Genomic DNA, 1,990 nt, shown 5'->3' on the forward strand with positions numbered 1-1,990 from the left:
ACCGGTAGTTGTCAGAGCTAAAATATATGTGGTATTTGCCAAACCGTAAATATTAAAAGAAGAACCGCCTTCATTAATGAATTTAACGGGCTGTGTCGTCATGTTGCGTGTGAATGACTGTAGGGTAACTTGTTGTCCATCGGTACCGTAACATGTAACAGCGTAAGATCTATTGGCGGAATTTTTTAACCAATAATGTTGAGGTTTTCCAGGAACACTTTCAGAGTAGTCCCACCGTTGTGTTGCGTGCCCTGTATTATCCCAAGTGGTGATACGGGTGCCATTCACCGGAGAACTTTCAGTCGCGGCATTTAGAAGGTCGTTGTTGGCTTCATTGGAGATAGATATTTTGGTTATATCTACAGCTAAAGATTGATTTTCCGCTGCGAAGACTGGAACTGTCAATAAAGCGACGGCCAAAAGACTGGCAACTAAAGTAATAAGTTTTTTCATCGTAATCTCTCCTTTGGTTTGTACGAATTTTTGCTATTATGGGCTAGAATTGAAACGCTACCCTCCTTTCGTCAAATCAATTGGAGCGATCCATTTTTCTGAACCGTTCCAATAATCTTCCTTTGTGATAAATGCGTATACTGGAAAGTATATGGACGATTCATAAGCGGTACCGTTATCATCAAATAAGGTTACTGTTTGAGGGGCATAGCCTGATAAAACACAGTATTCATTTTTATATGCACCGCATATATTGATGAATTCAGCCTGTCCTCCATTTTCAATAAGTAATAGATTTTCTTTTACCTCTCCGGTTTTTAAATCGATGCCATACTGGTAGTGCTTAGCCAATTTGGAATCTTGTTGTCGGGTATCAGACACTTGAAGGATCATCTTATTGTCTACAAAGTCAAGGATAGTCGTTGTCTCAGATGAAAAAAACGGAATTTCAGAGCATAGTACCAGTTTTTGATTGTTCTTAAGATTGATACAACTTACTTCTGCTTTAGTATTTCCGATTGGTTGAACAAGGTATAGTATATTTCCGTTGAGCGCAGTAACAGGCGCTTTTTCATCGTCAGTAGCAGAATATCTGAAAAATTCTTCTGTCTCCCCGTTTGTAACACAATAGCGGTAATATGCAAATTCTTTTTCTGCCGAATCATAGGACAGGATAATTAAATTATCCTCATATGCGCCAAACAACCAATCGTTTGCGTTGAACGAAAATAGCTCTGCTGCTTCGCCTGTTTGAATATCGATTTGGTACATAAGTTTTTTAGGCTGATATGTAATAGAATCAACTTCCTGCACTGTAATGTAGAGATATTCTTCGTCAGCGGCAATTCCATTAACGATATTTTGGTTGGGTTGAAACTGGAATAACAGATTTCTGTTATTGCCATTCGGTTCGGCTTTCCATATGCCCGTATAGGGAGAATTGTAGGTTTCTAACTGCAAAATGAAGATGTTGTGTCCAGTGCCACCTGTGAATATCAGACAGGAGTCAGAGGCAATCCACGAGGGGCAGTTTTCATCTTTGTGCAGACATTCAGGTCGGTTGCATAGATATGTTCTTGTTTTAGAATCAAAATCTGTGTATATAATATTTGACCCCTTTGTCCCTGATGGTACAATTTCATAAAGTCCCGTTTCTGTTGAAGCTTGGCTGGAAATGCCATAGACACTAGTGATCAACTCTATGTTTCTGTTTGTCAAATGTTCGCTACCCGATACCGCATGTAACGTAAAGTCCTTTGAAGTGGAAGAGGGGGAGTTTCCTTGCCTAAAATCACTACAGGCAGACAACAAAGTAATGACAATAGCTCCAATTGCCCAATATTTGCAAAAGCGCATATTCAGTACCTCTTCATTTGAAATGAGTGAACAAGTATTCTGTGCAAAGATAGCAAACGGCTAGAACAATCAGCAAAAGCATAATTCCGACCGCCTGCGTACTTGCGCCAAAGAGCGCACAGATGTGGAACAACGGGTATGTACTAAGCCACTTCGCATTCGTTAAGCCGGAGACACTGAG

At 40.1% G+C, this 1,990-nt stretch carries 2 protein-coding genes; both read right to left on the reverse strand.

Features of this window, described 5'->3' with window-relative positions; all coding sequences use genetic code 11:
* On the reverse strand, positions 1–453 hold a 453-nt coding region (locus GT748_RS14940; RefSeq protein ID WP_161222406.1), incomplete at its 3' end, for an RICIN domain-containing protein.
* A 57-nt stretch (positions 454–510) separates the two neighbouring features.
* Entirely contained in the window at positions 511–1,809 is a 1,299-nt protein-coding gene (locus tag GT748_RS14945) for a hypothetical protein (protein WP_161222407.1), read from the reverse strand.
* Positions 1,810–1,990: the final 181 nt, after the last annotated feature.

This window comes from Bittarella massiliensis (ex Durand et al. 2017) (genome assembly GCF_009876955.1).
Classification (GTDB): domain Bacteria; phylum Bacillota; class Clostridia; order Oscillospirales; family Ruminococcaceae; genus Bittarella; species Bittarella massiliensis.